Origin of the sequence: Pseudomonas izuensis (assembly GCF_009861505.1) — a bacterium.
Classification (GTDB): domain Bacteria; phylum Pseudomonadota; class Gammaproteobacteria; order Pseudomonadales; family Pseudomonadaceae; genus Aquipseudomonas; species Aquipseudomonas izuensis.
Window position 1 is genome coordinate 78,249 of sequence record NZ_WTFT01000014.1, and the last position, 15,729, is coordinate 93,977.

Here is a 15,729-nt window from a genome sequence, read left to right on the forward strand (position 1 = left end):
CGTATTGACGACTGGTGATAGTGTCAGGCGCTGGCAGGCATTGTCCGGCCTTGCGTATACCCGTCGTACTTCCTCCCCTCCCCGTTGCACTTGAACCCGCACTGACAAGCAATCCGGCGTGGTCGCCAACCTGTCAAAAAATTTAAGTTGCGGGGAACAGCGTGAAAGGCCGTGAGCGTCAGGATGAGTCCAAGCCAACAAACAGTGTGTTGGCTCAACTCACTACTGGAGAACACTCATGAAAAGCCTGAAAACCCTTTTGATCGTGACCCTGATGACTGCGTCTGTCGCCGCAATGGCAGAAGGCGGTGGCGATACCGTGATGGCCAAAATGGAAGCTGCCAGGGCAACCGCCATGACCACGCCTCAACAGTCCGCAGCTGCCACGGCGACAGCCACTGCCAGCAATCACAACACCGCCTCCAATGACGTCTCGCGCTCAAATTGACGGCGCGCAGGCCCCCGTCAATTTTGAGAAGTCTTGCCGGTATCGGTTAAATCATCGAGGCTCAACAGGTTATGAATCTTCCAACCCCAACGACAGCCAACTACAGCATTGCGTTGGTTAACTACAAAACACTTGATCTGACGAAAACCTGTCTCACGCTGTTACAGGAGGCTTTGCGGGGAACCGGTGTTCCGGTGATTGTGGTGGATAACCACTCGGACGACGCCAGCAGCGAGTACTTGCGCACGCTGGACTGGATTCAACTGATCGAACGCAAGCACACAGGCCCCGAAGCGGGAAACATGGCCCATGGCCGGGCTCTGGATCTCGCGTTGGCACAGGTTGAAACCGACTATCTGTTTCTGTTGCACACCGATACCTTCATTTACGATCCGGCAGTCTTCGCCATGATGATCGACCAATGTACGGGTCAACGCGAAGTGGCCGCCGTCGGATGCCTGGAACAACTGGATCGGGGCGCCGTTCGCTCGGCCTGGCGCCTGGCCTCACGTTTTTGCAAGCACTACGCCCGACGGAGCTTGTTGGCGCTCGGCATGCAGGCAAGAGCGCCGAAGCCCTATCGAGAAAAGCATCTGAAGAGCTTTTGCACGCTGTGGAATGTGGCGTTGATCAAGGAGCACAGCTTTCACTTTCAAATGGATGAACGTAATCCGGGATATGAACTGCAGGATCGAATGACTGCCCGAGGCTACCAGGTGCGTTTTATTTCACCGCGAAAGATGTTCCGTTACCTGGATCACATTCAAAGCGGCACCGTATCGGCGATGGGCGGTTATGCGCGAAATCACCGAAGGGTTCGTATGTACGAGCACATTACCCAAGGGAATACCCTGAGGGCCGTGAATGGATAGAACCGCATGTTCGAGGACGCCGGGACCGTTGACAGTGCCTTGCGCGACACTGGAGTGACCGCTTTTGGTTGTGGACTCAACCAGGCGCGACAGGCTGAAAACGGCCAAAAGGGACGCTCAGAATTTCGCACTTCTCTATCCCCAGCCGCAAATTTCAACAACGCTGACAAAGGCACGGTAGGTCCAGAGATCGGACTGCCCCGAAGAAACTGACTTTGACAACGTCGTATGCAATATCAGATCAGAGGTCATGCATTGTCATGAATTGAAAAAGCGCTGTCGCCAAATGAAAGGCCGGCAATCGACCTGATCGCGCACAATCCTGACACTGGGAGTAATTTCACGGTACAGGTAAAGGCGATCCGCAAGAGGAACGTTTTCCCTATCTCCCTCAGTAAAATTCAGCGCGCCCATATCTATGAATTTGCGATCCTGAATGCGCTGGGTGAGGCAGTGCAATATTTCATAGTACAGGGAGCCACGCTGGCCGATGAACCGGAGCGCTTTAGCAAGTGGTTTGTCGATCCGAAGTTCCAGGGCTTCAACTGGCGCGTTCTGCTTGACTAAGGCTTTGTGAACGCTTGGCACATGTTTTCTGATCACTGAAACTGACATGCATAAAATTATGCCGTCCCTGCTGGCACTGGCGTTGATATCCTCGACAGGCTGCGCCGAACTTATCGACGCCCGTCGCGACTACTTGCAATGGCGGAATTCGCTCGATTTGCCGCGACAAACAACACCCATGCAGCAACAAACAACGCCTGTGCAGCAGCAGCAGTACGGCCAACCGGTATACCGCACACAGGATTGCATCGGCGCTGTGGTCAATGGTGTGTGCCATGGGAGCACCGGCGCAGCGCAACCCCATGCGACCTGCTATGGCCGGATGCTCAACGGTCAATGTACCGGGCCGCAGTTCTGACATCGCGTTTGAGCATCGCGCCTACTGAAGCACTAATTCTGCGCTCTGCGTCTCAACCATTAAGATCTCGTACCAATGCGATTAATAGGGGCTTGCTATGAATTCACTAATAATCAAAACGATGCAGGTTATCGTGCTCGTGAACATCTGGCTGTCCATGCTGCTGGGAGTTATTGGTGGTGTTGCAGTAGCGTATATTCGTGATACCGGTTCCGGCGTAAGCCTGGGCCTTGGCGCGACAACCATCTCGATTACATCACCAGGGTCCTATCTATTTTTCGGGTTCGTCGGGCTGATCCTGATGTTTTTGTTCGTCGTTCCTTTTTATGCGTTGTGGGTACTGATGTACTCGAACAACAAATTACTCATACAGATTGAGAGGAATACCGCGACAATGGCTAATGCCACGATCAACGCGGATCACCATCAAAGCAGCACCTCTCCTATTGATGACTGTCTGAGAGCAGACCCCAGATAACAATCAAGAACTCTTGCGAGGTATATGTGCAGCCCATCTCTTACCTTGGCTGAGCTTACCGACCCCTTTGGGTCGGTAGCTGCTGTTGGCGATTGGCATCAATCGACCCGAAAGGTTTGACATGAGCGAACGCCGCCGGCACAAGGATAGTATCTTGTTGATCGTCGTCGCTAAGGGATTGCCTAGCGACTCCAGGAAATATATTCAACTTCAGTAAAGCCTACGCCAACCTCGACTGAATAATTTTATTCGCACTTACGCCATATTTTTCACACAAGCTGAAAATAACGTCGTTAAACCAGGGTGGAGTGTATGGATTGATATGAATATTATGGATCAATTGCTCTAAATCAACTCCAACTTTAACAATATTTTTTTTATGCTCCCAGACAATACATCTCAACTCATCCTCGTATTTGAATTCTCTTTTTTTGTGCATTACCGGCCAAAATCCATTATCCCTTGGGATGCTATCACTATCCCAATCAATGTATTTTACTTCTCCGGCATATATTTTTGGGTGTTTGTGGAAATTGTATTCTGGGTCATTAAAGGAGCGCGTTAAGCTGTTATACGTAGACTGAATGCAGACTCCGAAGGGTTCAGAGTAGATCTTCCACATGGCAAAACTCTCGTGCTCATTCATGTGCCAGCAATTTATAAAATATTGTTTAATTAACACACCCTCGCTAACCTCATGAGTCCTCTGGCTCGCTGCCATCAAGTCATTAATTGAGATTTCCGGTAAGTTTTGATGTGGGATACTAATATTGCGCTTGCTCAATTCGTCGAATAATTTAATCGCAGCTAGGTCAGCATTGGTTAGACTGGAACCTTCAGACTTATCTTCTTCTCGTAAAAGGTCTGCCCTAGTGAAAAAAAGTGTTCGACTGTGAAGAAGGTCAATAAATTTTGGTAGCGTGAGATATCGCCAAATTTTTATTTCGTTATTTTTGGGTTCGGCAAAGCATGGGTGCGCGTAAATTTCTAGCTGAACCTTTTCTTCCTTTATCAATCTCTTGTACTTTTCAAAAATAACTGACTCACCACCCACAAAGTCATTGTACGAGACTATTATTACTTTCCCTGATTGATTATCAATAAAATCTAATGCCTGATTGAATAGACTGCTTTCGTGCAGCAATTCATTTTCCAGCCCTGAAAACACTTTGATTACGTCAAGCCCGTTTTCCTTTGTGTAAACCTGTAATTTCATGTTACGCCGGTTGATCTCATTTTCGCCCGCTTCAATGGGCGCTCGAGCGATTATAATTGCTTTTTTTTGATTGTTCATTTTATGGTCATTTGGGTTTGTGTGACGTCACGTTCGACAATTTATAGGTTTAGAGCGATCTAAATATTTTACAAGCTTGCGGACATTGCGCATCAGAAAAGTACGCGCCCGAGATTGAATTTTTTACTTTTGGCAGAGACTTTAGGACTCGGATTTCACGCAGATACGTGCAAAATAGTGCTTTCACCAGTCAATGATCAGGCAATTTGGGCATACCGACTTTTTCAACAAAATCGACCGATTTCTGCCTTTGGCCATCGGCAGCTTTGGGTCGTCAACTGCCCTTCGCGACAGGCAGCAACCGGCCAGAAGCGGCCCGTCGATTTCGTCTCAGGAAACCCAGGCGATCTGTCTCTTGCAGCACCTTGTTATAAGAATTCGAGTTGTCCACGAAACCAGGGAGGCACCCTCATCCGTTAGAAAGTATGCCTGCTCACTGATCGAGCCGGAGTATCCGATCAAACAGTCAGTGCGGTCACACCCTGCTAGTGGCAGCTGCAAGTGCTAAACGAGTGAAGATGCGCTACAACAATACATAGAACCCTGAGGTCCTGGCAGGAAGCGAGCGAATGTGGATGAAACACAAACTCTGTGTTGTCAGGCTGGCTCGGTTCGCATCCGCTTCACTCATCATCGTAGCCCCCAGTGCAGTCGCCGAGGATCTCGAACCCAGGTCCTACGCCAATACGCCGGTGGGTATCAACTTCCTGCTCATGGGCTACAGCGATCTGCGGGGTAGCGTGACCGCCAACCCCTCAGTCCCACTCCAGGATGCCAAGCTCGATATCAAGACTGTCGTGTTTGCCTTTGCCAGGTCGCTGGACGTCTGGGGCCGCTCCGGGAAGTTCGATATTGTCGTGCCTGAAGCCAGATTGACAGGCTCGGCGCTGTTCGCCGGTGAACCGAAGGAACGAAATGTGACTGGCTTGATAGATCCAAGATTCCGGTTCTCGGTCAATCTATATGGCGCCCCGGCGATGTCCCTGGCTGAGTTTCCCGGCTATCAACAGGATGTGATTATCGGCGCCAGCCTGGCAATTACGGCACCACTTGGCCAATACGACTCCAGCAGGCTGGTCAATCTCGGCAACAACCGCTGGTCATTCAAGCCCGAACTCGGGATTTCCAAGCGCCTGGGCCCCGTGACCCTGGAGTTATCCGGTGCGGGCACCTTTTACACCGACAATGACCAATACCTTGGCGACCATACATTTTCCCAGAACCCGACTTATCAGGTACAGGTGCATCTTATCTATGCCTTTAGTAACGGTGTCTGGGCCTCACTGGATGGGACCTACTTCGCTGGCGGGAGTACCTCGGTCGATGGGGTCGGTAATCACGACTTTCAGGAAAATACGCGCTATGGGGGCACCCTCTCTCTGCCGTTGAACCGGAATAACTCGCTGAAGCTGTTTGCGAGTGAGGGGGCGCATACTCGTACCGGCAGCGAATACGATGCTATTGGTGTAGCTTGGCAGTATCGCTTCGGGGGAGGGCTTTGAGACTTGATAAAATTAAAGACAGCATTACAACCGCAACTAAGGGGCCAGCAGACACTGCTCCCGAAGCCAGTTTCCAAGACCCGCCTGTCCTTCATATTGCCAACCCTATTCAGAGGAAATACCCCCAAAAGTGGGCTGTATTACCCGCAACCTATATCTGAGTCAGTCATAAAAGTGGTCACCCCGGCAGGGCTTACAGGCTGCTGGATATTGGCATAGAGAATGCTGTGTGTTCACTAACACACTCATTGAGAGCAACTGAGCAAGCAGCACTCCAGGGTACTTCCTATGCATGAAACAGATGCATAAAACGCCTTCTCCGGAGATTGGCTGCTCATTGTGCCATGCCATTCCAGGGAGTCATCGTCATGCGTAATGAGTCGATCGTCCTTACGTTTGTACTGATTTTTTTCATCTTTACTACTGGGACAGCCTGGAGTCTTATCGGCTTGTTCGGCGATTAAAAATAACTGGCAAATACTGTTGTCTTCGGACTGCCTTGATGCCCTGGTCAATAACAGTCCTTCCCTGGCCGCAGTAGAAGGCGTATAGATTTTCTCCCATTTCCCCAACTTCATTTTTTCGTGGGCTCTTGCCATCGGGTACCGCACTGGAACTCGAAGACCTCGGGCCCAGCACTCCCTGACAGGAGCCCGACCCGGTCAATTCAACGGGTCATGCGCAATCAATGTCTTCGGTTCCAGATACGCGCTCATCCCCCACCTGCCCATTTCGCGCCCAAGGCCCGAATGTTTGAATCCACCGAAGGGGGCACGCGGTTCGTGGGCCAGGGTGTTGATGAGCACGCGTCCCGAATCGATCTGACGGGCGACGTTCATACAGCGTTCGGCACTCTTTCCCAGCACCAGGGCGCTCAGCCCATAGTCCGTATCGTTGGCAATGCTGATCGCATCAGCCTCATCCTCGTAGGGAATGATCGTCAGCACGGGGCCGAAGATTTCCTCACGCGCGATGCGCATCCGGTTGCTGGCATCGGTGAAGATCGTGGGCTTGACGAACCATCCGGCGTGCAAGCCTTCCGGGCGACCTTCGCCCCCTGCCAGCAAGCTCGCGCCTTCCTCCTGGCCGATACGGATGTAGCGCTGCACCCGTTCCCATTGCTTCTGGCTCACCATCGGGCCGATGTCGGTGTCGGCGTTGCGCGGATCACCCGATTGAATCTGTGAGACGCCCTCCTTCGCAACCCGCTCGAACTCTGCCAGCCGGCTGCGCGGCACCAGGATGCGAGTGCCCGCGATGCACGCCTGGCCGCTGTTGAGAAATCCGGCTTGCAGCACCAACGGCATGACCGCCTGGAAATCCGCATCGTCAAGCACCACGGTGGGCGACTTGCCACCCAGTTCGAGCGTCACACGCTTCATGGTGTCGGCGCCGGTTCTGACCAGATGCTGACCGACAGCGGATGAACCCGTGAACGAGATCTTGGCCACGTCAGGATGACGGGTGATTTCCTCGCCAACCACCTCGCCCCGTCCGTTGACGATATTGAATACACCCGGTGGCAGCCCCGCTTCGTGCAACGCCCTGACCACAACCTGCGTCTGCAACGCGCTCATCTCGCTGGGCTTGATGACGGCAGTGCAGCCTGCCGCCAGCGCAGTGGCCAGCTTGTTGCAGATGAAGCCGGCATTGCTGTTCCAGGGTGTGATCAGACCGGTAACGCCCACGGGCGTCAGAATGACCCTGGCCATGCCGACCTGTTCCTCGAAATCGAACGCCTCCAGTGCATCGATCGCTTGCGCAATCACGTCAGCCGGATAGGTCGCCATCCAGCGCCCGCGGACCGCAGGTGCGCCGTATTCCACGAGGACAGCTTCCAGCAGCTCTTCCTCCCTGGCCGCCACGGCCCGGTGCAGGCGTTGCAGTGCCGCAATACGCTCTTCCCGAGTGGTACGGGACCAGGCCGGGAACGCAGCCTTGGCGGCTGCAATGGCACGCTGTGCGTCCAGTGCATCGCCCAGCCGAACCTGACCGATGACTTCCTCGGTGCTCGGGTTATGGAGGTCGAACCATTCCTCGCCGTGTGGAATGACAAACTCGCCGTTGATGTAGATGTGTTCAATGCGTTGCATGGCAACTCCTCGCTCAAAATGACTCGCCTGAATCGAGCCTCTGTGATGCGAAGTCTAAGAGGGGTTCATTGTTCCGATAAGCTATCCTTTGGCTTATGAAGTATCCGTATTTTCAGGACAATCCATGCACAGAACAGGAATGACCGAGCTGGAAGTGGTGCTGGCCGTTGCGCGCCGCAGCAGTTTTCGTGGCGCGGCACAGGAGTTGGGCATGTCCACCACTGCCGTGAGCAGCGCGGTGGCCGGCCTGGAAGCGCGCCTGAAGGTGCGCCTGTTCAATCGTTCCACACGCAGCGTTGCCCTCACCGACATTGGGCAACGCTACGTGGAGCGCATCGCACCTGCACTGGCGCAGATCAAAAGTGCCGGCGAAGAGGCCAGCGTCGGCCCCGACGAACCCAGCGGCACACTGCGCATCAATGCACCGCATGGCGCGGCCTACCTGCTGCTGGAGCCGCTGTTCAAGCAGTACGCTCAGCGCTATCCCGACGTGCGCATCGACATCGTCAGCGAATCAAGCATGGTCGACATCGTCGCCGGAGGCTTCGATGCCGGGATTCGCCTGGCAGAGTCCGTGCCGCAAGACATGATTGCCGTGGCGCTGTCAGGTGACATCCAGATGCTCGTGGTGGCAACGCCCGAGTACCTCGAGCGCCACGGCGTGCCCGAGCACCCGCGAGACCTGCTCACCCACCAGAGCATCGGCATGCGCATGGCCCACGGAGGCCTCTACCATTGGGAACTGGAGCGCGACGGCCAGAAGCTGCAGATGGATCTGCCGGTGCGCTTCGTCTCCAACGAGTTGCTGGCCATCAAACAGGCCGTGATGTTGGGCCTTGGCATCGGTTTCATTTCCGAGTGGTTCATCCAGGAAGAACTGGCAAGCGGCGCCCTGGTGCCGGTGCTGATACCGTGGTGCCCGTCGTTTGGCGGATTGAGGCTTTATTACTCGGGTCATCGTTTGGTGCCGGCTCGATTACGTGCACTGATTGATCTGGTGCAGGAGTTGCGGCCCGAGTGAGGAACCGGAACAGGCGAACATCCGGGTATCCGCCTGCTCTTGCGCGACAGGATCAGTCGCCGTAGACATTGAAGCTGAAGTATCTGCTGGCGATTTTGTCGTATTCACCTGACTGCCGGATCGCGACGATCGACGCGTTGATTTTCTGCACCAAATCGTCCTGCCCTTTTCGCACGCCGATCGCGACACCGTCTCCGATAATGCTCTTGTCCGTTATCGGTGGCCCGGCAAACGCGTAACCAGCGCCTCTAGGCGTTTGCAGTAAACCGATATCGCCTTGAACCGCCGCCTGGAAAGAGGCTTGCAGGCGACCTGTGATCAGGTCCTGAAAGATCTGATCCTGAGTCTGGTAAGACTGGATACGAGCGCCTTTCGGGGCCCACACGCTTTTTGCGTACGCTTCCTGCAATGAACCCTGGATGACCCCGACCGACTTGCCATTCAACGAGTCGTCGTCCGGCAGAATCCCGGAATCGGTTTTTGCAATCAATGCAGACGGGGCCACGTAAATCTTGTTGGTGAAGTCCACCTGCTGACGGCGCACGGGCGTGGCGCTGAAGGCCGAGAGAATGGCGTCGAACTTCCTGGCCTTCAACGCTGGGATCATCGAGTCGAAGTTCTGCTCCACCCACACGCACTTGACTTGCAGGTTCGCGCAAATGGCCTCCCCGAGGTCGATGTCGAATCCACTCAGGGACCCATCAGGCATCTTCTTCTCGAAAGGCGGATAGCTTGGGTCCACACCGAACCTCAGCGTGGGCTCGGCTTGAACGCCGAGTGCAACGAAGAGGGATGCCAGGGTGAGTGCTGATGCAACTTTCTTGTACATGTCAAAGCCTCGCTCTACGGGGTTGAGATTTCACGCATCTTTCTTGAGAAAGCACTCGGCCAGGCGGACCCAATACTCCGCTCCGCGCATGAGTATTTCGTCGTTAAAGTCGTATCGGGGATCATGGATCATGCAGCCCCCTTCCCCATCTCCATTGCCCAGAATCAGGTAACAGCCCGGCCGCTCCTGCAGGAAATAAGCGAAGTCTTCGCTGCCGTTGAAGGGAGTAACGTTTTCCAGGACCTCGGCATCGCCCAGCCAGTCCCGCGCCACGCTTGCGGCAAATGCCGTCGCGGCGGGATCGTTCACCAGCAAGGGATAATCCGCGCTGTATTTGATCTCTGCCGTGGCGCCGTAACCGGTCGCTTGCGACTCGATCACCCGAGTGATGTCGATCTCGAGCTGATCGCGAACTTGCTGATTCAGCGCGCGCACCGAGATGAGCATGTGTGCGCTGTCGGGGATCACATTGGACGCCCGACCGGCGTGGATCGCACCCACGGTGATGACACTCATCTCCTGGGGAGAGACGGTTCTGGACACCAGCGTCTGCAAGGCCATGATGATGCTCGCGCACACCACGATCGGGTCGACGGCCAGATGGGGCATCGCACCATGCCCGCCCTTCCCCCGAATGGTCACATCGACCTGATCGGCCGATGCCATGAAAGCGCCCGGACGGAAGCCGAAGGTCCCGGTCTTGTAGCCCGGCATGTTATGCAGGGCGAACAGCGCGTCACAGGGAAACTGCTCGAGTATGCCTTCCCTGATCATCTGGCGCGCCCCGGCCAGGCCTTCTTCCGCGGGTTGAAAAATCAAGGTGAGCGTGCCATCGAAGAGACTTCGCTTGGCCAGGGCATAGGCCGCACCCAGCAGCATCGCCGTATGGCCATCATGGCCACAGGCATGCATTTTTCCGTCGACCTGGCTGCGCCAGGGAAGGTGCGTGTCTTCATGGATCGGCAAGGCATCCATGTCGGCACGCAGCCCGATCTTGCGAGTTCCGCTTCCTCGGGTCAGCACCGCGACGACGCCGGTCTTGGCGATCCCTCGGGTCACTTCGTAACCCCATGAGGTCAGCCGTTGCGCCACCAGATCGCTGGTCAGGTACTCCTCGTAGCCCAACTCTGGACGGGAGTGAATCAGATGGCGTATCTGCTGGATTTCATCTTGCACTTCAAGCAGTTCAGGTATGGGTGAGGACATTGGTGTGCTCCTGGGCAGACGCAAGGAAAATAAAGGGCTGGAAAGGTCGCGGGGCGCCAGGTTCAGCGCACTCGCATACGCCACGGCTACTTCAACCGCCCCGACAGGAACTGGCCCAGTCGCTCACTCCGGGGATTGGTCAATACCTCAGCAGGGTTGCCCTCTTCTTCTACCAGGCCCTGGTGCAAAAACATGACGTGATTGGAGACATGTCGAGCGAACCCCATTTCATGGGTGACCACGACCATGGTTCGCCCTTCTTCGGCCAGCGCTTGCATGACCTTGAGGACCTCGCCGACCAGTTCGGGATCAAGCGCGGACGTGGGCTCGTCGAAGAGCATCACCTCAGGTTCCATGGCGAGGGCTCGAGCGATCGCGACCCGTTGCTGTTGTCCACCGGACATGTGGGACGGGTATTTCTTTTCAACGCTCGCGGCCAGGCCCACTTTTTCCAGGTACTTACGAGCCCGTTCCTCTGCGTCTTTTCGGCTCAGTCCCAGCGCCTGGATGGGCGCCTCGATGACGTTTTCCAGCACCGTCATGTGCTGCCAGAGATTGAAGTGTTGAAACACCATCGCCAGTTTGGTTCTCACCTTCTGAAGCTGCCGGGTGTCCGCCACGATCATCGAACCTGACATGTCCAGCCGGGTCCTGATTTCCTCGCCGCTCACGGTGATTTTCCCGGCGCAGGGCTGCTCAAGAAAATTGATGCACCGCAGGAAGGTGCTTTTACCTGAACCGCTGGAACCGATGATGCTGATGACATCGCCGGCTTTCGCATTGAGCGAGACGCCTTTCAACACCTCGTGAGGGCCGTATTTTTTGTGGAGGTTTTCTACGTTCAGCTTGTACATCGTGCTCTCCATCAATGTGTTTGAGGCTTCAAAAACGCGAGCCAACGGGACTCACCCTTGCGGAACAACCAGACCAGCCCGAACACCATCACGGCATAGAGCACGGCAGCGACGCCAAATGCTTCGAAGGTTGCATAGGTTTCAGCGTTGACGTCTCGAGCCACTTTCAAGAGGTCGGGCACGGTGGCGGTGAACGCCAGGGTCGTGGAGTGCAGCATGAGGATGACTTCATTACTGTAGGCCGGCAGCGCCCGCCTCAACGCCGAGGGCAAAATCACCCGTTTGTAGACCTTGAACGGCGACAGGCCATAAGCCCGGGCGGCTTCGATTTCCCCATAGGGCGTGGCCCGGATGGCCCCGGCGAAGATCTCGGTCGTGTAGGCACAGGTGTTCAGCGCAAACGCCAGTAACGTGCAGTTGAAGCCCTCTCGGAAGAAAGCATCCAGCAAGGGCTGATCACGCACATAGCTCAGACTGTAGACGCCCGTGTAGAGAACGAGCATCTGGATATACAGCGGCGTGCCTCTGAAGACATAGGTGTAGAACCACACCGGCCCGCGAATGAACGGGTTCTTCGCCACCCGCGCTACCGACATGGGAATCGAGAGCAGAAAACCGATGGCGATCGAAGCGACCAACAGCCACAACGTCATGGCGACGCCGGATAGCTGGTAGCCGTCCGTCCACAGGTACGCTTTCCAGTATTGGGCAATGAACTCATGCATGTTCATAGGTCCGCCTTCCTCACGCCCGCCGAATAATGAATCTGCAGCCAGACGAGAACACCATTGGAGACGGTGGTGATTGCCAGGTAAATAAGCCCTCCTACCAGACTGAAGTAAAAGAGCTGCATCGTGCTTTTGCCGGCGTCCTGGGTCACTTTGACGATGTCCGTCAGACCAATGATGGAGACCAATGCGGTCGCCTTGACGACCACCTGCCAGTTGTTGCCAATGCCCGGTAGTGCGTAACGCATCATTTGCGGGAACATGATTCTGCAGAACGCCTTCGCCGGCGTCAGGCCGTAAGCGATTGCGGCTTCGTGTTGACCTGCGTGAACGGACTGATACGCCCCACGAAACGTCTCGGTGAAGTAAGCGCCGTAAATGAACCCTAGCGTGATGACCCCGGCAAGAAACGGGTTGATGTCGATCTGATTAAAACCGAGTGCCTCGGTGATGTTGTTCAGCCCCATTTGCAGGCTGTAAAACAACAGCAACATGATCACCAGATCAGGCACGCTGCGAATCAGCGTGGTATACGCCGTCGCCAGATTTCGTAGCGTTCGATTCTTTGAAAGTTTGGCAGATGCGCCTATCAAACCCAGCACGACCGAGAACAGCATGGACAGTAATGCCAGTTTGATCGTGGATATTGTCCCGTCGAGGATGATCGACCCGAACCCTTCTAGAAACATGGCTCTCGTTCCTATATGAAATGATCGTGCGCGATGGGCGCCCAGGAAAGGCTTGGGAACCCATCGTTGTATTCAGTAGAAAACCGTGAGCTCAGTTGTAGATGTCGAACGAGAAATATTTATCGGCCAGCTGTTTGTACGTGCCGTTTTCATGCAACGCCTTGAGTGCCCCGTTGACCGCAGTCTCAAGCTCGCCGTCGCCCTTGCGCAGCCCGATCGCAATGCCTTCACCCAGGATCTTTTCGTCTTTCACCTCTGTCTTGGAGAAGGTGTAGCCCGCGCCTCTGGGCGTCTGGATAAACCCGATATCCGCCACGGGTGCGTCCGTCAGCGTGGCATCCAGGCGACCAGACATCAGGTCTTGATACACCAGGTCCTGCGTCTGATAGGACCTGATGACGACACCACCCGGGGCCCAGGCCGATTTCATGTAGGCCTCCTGCGTGGTGCCTTGCGTCACCCCCACGTGCTTGCCCTTCAGCGACTCGACCGTCGCATCGAGGTCGCTGCCCTTTTTGACGATGAGCTTGGTCGGGGAGTTATAAAGGCGATCGGAAAAATCGATCTGCGCTTTACGTTTTTCGTTGATCGACAGTGCGGACATGATCCCGTCGAACTTCTTCGCACGCAGCGCCGGAATGATGCTGTCGAACGACGTTTCGACCCACACGCATTTGGCCTTGAGCTGGGCGCAGATCGCGTTGCCGAGATCGATATCGAAACCCACGAGGCTGCCGTCAGGCGCCTTGGACTCGAAAGGCGCGAAGGTCGGGTCCACACCGAACTTTATTTCCGTCATATCCCTGGCCATGACACCGGACGAAACGACAGCCAATACCGTAGCTAACACAATCTTTTTCATATTTTTATCCTGCATAGCTAATCAATGGTTTTACATGGGATTTACGTTTTTCGATCACACACAGGCGGTGTCTGCCATTCGCCTCCTCAACCGCCAAATAGCCGGCCATCCTCACACTCGTGCCTCGGATCAGGGCTTGGACCAGAGCACCGGGAACCGCGCGTGTTCCATCCTGGCCCCGGCCGCGAGTTCAGCTTCGAGCCCCGGGAAGTCGGGGGAGGTTTTCCACTGCCGTGGTGCATGGGTAACGTCATCACCGAGGAAACGCACCGAGAACGCGCGCCGACGTCTGTTGCCCCCCACCCCACCAGAAGCATGCAATGTGAGCATGTGGAAAAACACGACGTCGCCCGGGTTGAGCTCCCAACCCAGAATGTTCCATGCACTGCGATCCGCTTCGATGTCAGGCAGGTCGCTCAAGGTGCCTTCGGGAAACCATTGGGCCTGGCTGTCCATGAAGCTACGGGGCATCAGCCAGGGCCCCAGATGCGATCCGGCGACAAACTCCAGCGTCGACTCGCGGGCGACCGGGTCAATCGGCATCCACATGCTGCAGTTCTGACGGCCATCGACGTTGTAGTACGGCTGGTCCTGATGCCAAGGGGTGCGTTGACGCGTGTTCGCTTCCTTGACCAGCAAGTGGTCGTGATAAAGCCTGGCGGAGTCACTTCCCATCAGTTGCGCGGCAACATGACCGACCCGGCTTTCGAAAATGAAGGTCTTGTAGGCATCGATGTCTTCCCAATTGCAGAAGTCTTCGAAGAACCAGCCGGGATCGTCCGGGCGGCTGGCGACCTTGGCGCGAGGGCTTGGATGCCTGAGATTTTGCTCGATTCCTGATTCCAGCAACGCCACCTCTTCTGCAGAGAACAGTTGGCGAACGCATACTGCGCCATCACGTTGAAACGCCTCCTCCGTTCCGGCGGGAAGTTTAAATGCTGAGACTTTTTCCATCTGGCACCTCTTGGCAAATACGTTACTTATTAAGTGAAAATTCAATATTCATTCGCCGCCACGCCACCGCCCAACGCGCACTGTCGACAGGTCGATTAAACAAACCTCACCCACTTATAGTGTTGAACTCACGAGCTTCTTGTAGTGATAACGCAAATGGTCTTCTATAAAAGAAGCAATGAAGTAATGACTATGGTCATAACCCTGACGCACCCTGATCTCGAGTTCGCAATGACTGTTGCTCATCGCCCCCAGTAACGTACAGGGTTTAAGTTCTTCATCGAGGTATTCGTCGGCGCCGCCAAATTCAACGAGAATCGATAAATTCGACTGGCAACTCGCTAATAACTCAGAAGCGTCCCAAGACAGCCAGGATTGTCGATCGGCACCCAGGTAGCCCGAAAAAGCCTGGATCCCCCAGGGAGTCCTGGCGGGGTTACAGATCGGTTCAAACGCCGATATCGAGAGATACTTCTGCGGGTTTCTCAATGCACAGACCAATGCTCCGTGACCACCCATTGAGTGACCGGAAATGCCACACCGACCCGACGTCGGGAAATGGCGGTCGATCAGCCCGGGAAGCTCATTCACAACGTAGTCGTACATGTTGTAATGATCTGACCAGGGTTTTTCGGTTGCGTTGACGTAGAAACCGGCGCTTTGCCCGCACGCCCACTCCTCGGGAGCCGAGTCAGGAACTTCGCTGCCGCGAGGGCTGGTATCAGGGGCGACAATGATCAGGCCCAAGTCCGCTGCGACACGAAGCGCACCCGCTTTTTGAACGAAGGTATCTTCATTGCCCGTCAGCCCTGCCAGCCAATACAGAACAGGGAGTCGAGCACCAACGTCAGCCTGCGCAGGGAGAAATACGGAAAAGGTCATCTCGCACGCCACAACGCTAGACGCGTGCCTGTACTTGTTTAAATGACCGCCAAAGGTTTTGTTGCTGGAAATAAGTTCCATAGTCATCTCTC

17 protein-coding genes are annotated in these 15,729 nt (G+C 55.1%); 6 read left to right on the forward strand and 11 right to left on the reverse strand.

What is annotated here, in order from left to right; all coding sequences use genetic code 11:
* Positions 1–238 precede the first annotated feature (238 nt).
* Both GPL81_RS14635 and GPL81_RS14640 read left to right on the forward strand, forming a co-directional pair.
* On the forward strand, positions 239–448 hold the full coding sequence (locus tag GPL81_RS14635) for a co-regulatory protein PtrA N-terminal domain-containing protein (RefSeq protein ID WP_160107322.1): 210 nt from the start codon (positions 239–241) through the stop codon (positions 446–448).
* A gap of 71 nt (positions 449–519) precedes the next feature.
* Entirely contained in the window at positions 520–1,320 is an 801-nt protein-coding gene (locus GPL81_RS14640; protein ID WP_160107323.1) for a glycosyltransferase family protein, read from the forward strand.
* A gap of 258 nt (positions 1,321–1,578) precedes the next feature.
* Here GPL81_RS14640 and GPL81_RS14645 read toward each other — a convergent pair whose 3' ends face one another.
* Positions 1,579–1,935 (reverse strand): hypothetical protein, encoded by a 357-nt coding sequence (locus GPL81_RS14645; protein WP_160107324.1) that lies wholly within the window; start codon positions 1,933–1,935, stop codon positions 1,579–1,581.
* On the opposite strand from GPL81_RS14645, the gene GPL81_RS14650 reads away from it, so the two are divergent.
* Together GPL81_RS14650 and GPL81_RS14655 are read left to right on the forward strand one after the other, a co-directional pair.
* A complete protein-coding gene (locus GPL81_RS14650) occupies positions 1,934–2,245 on the forward strand; it encodes a hypothetical protein (RefSeq protein ID WP_160107325.1) in 312 nt (103 codons plus the stop codon). The genes GPL81_RS14645 and GPL81_RS14650 overlap by 2 nt on opposite strands.
* 97 nt (positions 2,246–2,342) lie before the next feature.
* Positions 2,343–2,723, forward strand: a complete 381-nt coding sequence (locus tag GPL81_RS14655; RefSeq protein ID WP_160107326.1) for a hypothetical protein — start codon at positions 2,343–2,345, stop codon at positions 2,721–2,723.
* A 220-nt stretch (positions 2,724–2,943) separates the two neighbouring features.
* Here GPL81_RS14655 and GPL81_RS14660 read toward each other — a convergent pair whose 3' ends face one another.
* Positions 2,944–4,017, reverse strand: coding sequence for a hypothetical protein (locus GPL81_RS14660; RefSeq protein ID WP_160107327.1), 1,074 nt, complete (start codon positions 4,015–4,017; stop codon positions 2,944–2,946).
* Between the two features lie 569 nt (positions 4,018–4,586).
* Between GPL81_RS14660 and GPL81_RS14665 the strand changes: the two genes are divergently transcribed.
* Positions 4,587–5,519: a transporter gene (locus GPL81_RS14665; RefSeq protein ID WP_096510398.1), complete on the forward strand. Its 933-nt coding sequence runs from the start codon at positions 4,587–4,589 to the stop codon at positions 5,517–5,519.
* A gap of 662 nt (positions 5,520–6,181) precedes the next feature.
* On the opposite strand, the gene GPL81_RS14670 is transcribed toward GPL81_RS14665, so the two are convergent.
* Positions 6,182–7,612: an aldehyde dehydrogenase family protein gene (locus GPL81_RS14670; protein ID WP_160107328.1), complete on the reverse strand. Its 1,431-nt coding sequence runs from the start codon at positions 7,610–7,612 to the stop codon at positions 6,182–6,184.
* Positions 7,613–7,736: 124 nt separating this feature from the next.
* On the opposite strand from GPL81_RS14670, the gene GPL81_RS14675 reads away from it, so the two are divergent.
* Complete coding sequence (locus GPL81_RS14675; RefSeq protein ID WP_178122595.1) at positions 7,737–8,633, forward strand: LysR family transcriptional regulator; 897 nt, start codon at positions 7,737–7,739, stop codon at positions 8,631–8,633.
* Between the two features lie 52 nt (positions 8,634–8,685).
* Here the strand turns inward: GPL81_RS14675 and GPL81_RS14680 are convergent, their stop codons facing one another.
* From GPL81_RS14680 to fghA, 8 genes are all read right to left on the reverse strand, one after another.
* Positions 8,686–9,462, reverse strand: a complete 777-nt coding sequence (locus GPL81_RS14680) for an ABC transporter substrate-binding protein (protein WP_160107329.1) — start codon at positions 9,460–9,462, stop codon at positions 8,686–8,688.
* 30 nt (positions 9,463–9,492) lie between these two features.
* The gene (locus GPL81_RS14685) at positions 9,493–10,668 is read right to left on the reverse strand and encodes a M20 aminoacylase family protein (protein WP_160107330.1); all 1,176 of its coding nucleotides are present in this window, start codon (positions 10,666–10,668) and stop codon (positions 9,493–9,495) included.
* 86 nt (positions 10,669–10,754) lie between these two features.
* The gene (locus GPL81_RS14690) at positions 10,755–11,522 is read right to left on the reverse strand and encodes an ABC transporter ATP-binding protein (protein WP_160107331.1); all 768 of its coding nucleotides are present in this window, start codon (positions 11,520–11,522) and stop codon (positions 10,755–10,757) included.
* 11 nt (positions 11,523–11,533) lie between these two features.
* A complete protein-coding gene (locus GPL81_RS14695) occupies positions 11,534–12,247 on the reverse strand; it encodes an ABC transporter permease (RefSeq protein WP_096515325.1) in 714 nt (237 codons plus the stop codon).
* Positions 12,248–12,249: 2 nt separating this feature from the next.
* Positions 12,250–12,939, reverse strand: a complete 690-nt coding sequence (locus GPL81_RS14700; RefSeq protein ID WP_160107332.1) for an ABC transporter permease — start codon at positions 12,937–12,939, stop codon at positions 12,250–12,252.
* A 91-nt stretch (positions 12,940–13,030) separates the two neighbouring features.
* Positions 13,031–13,801: an ABC transporter substrate-binding protein gene (locus tag GPL81_RS14705; protein ID WP_160107333.1), complete on the reverse strand. Its 771-nt coding sequence runs from the start codon at positions 13,799–13,801 to the stop codon at positions 13,031–13,033.
* Between the two features lie 129 nt (positions 13,802–13,930).
* On the reverse strand, positions 13,931–14,755 hold the full coding sequence (locus GPL81_RS14710; protein WP_160107334.1) for a phytanoyl-CoA dioxygenase family protein: 825 nt from the start codon (positions 14,753–14,755) through the stop codon (positions 13,931–13,933).
* A 114-nt stretch (positions 14,756–14,869) separates the two neighbouring features.
* Positions 14,870–15,724 carry an S-formylglutathione hydrolase gene (fghA, locus tag GPL81_RS14715; protein WP_160107335.1) on the reverse strand — a complete coding sequence of 285 codons (855 nt, stop codon included), beginning with the start codon at positions 15,722–15,724 and terminating at the stop codon, positions 14,870–14,872.
* Positions 15,725–15,729 lie beyond the last annotated feature (5 nt).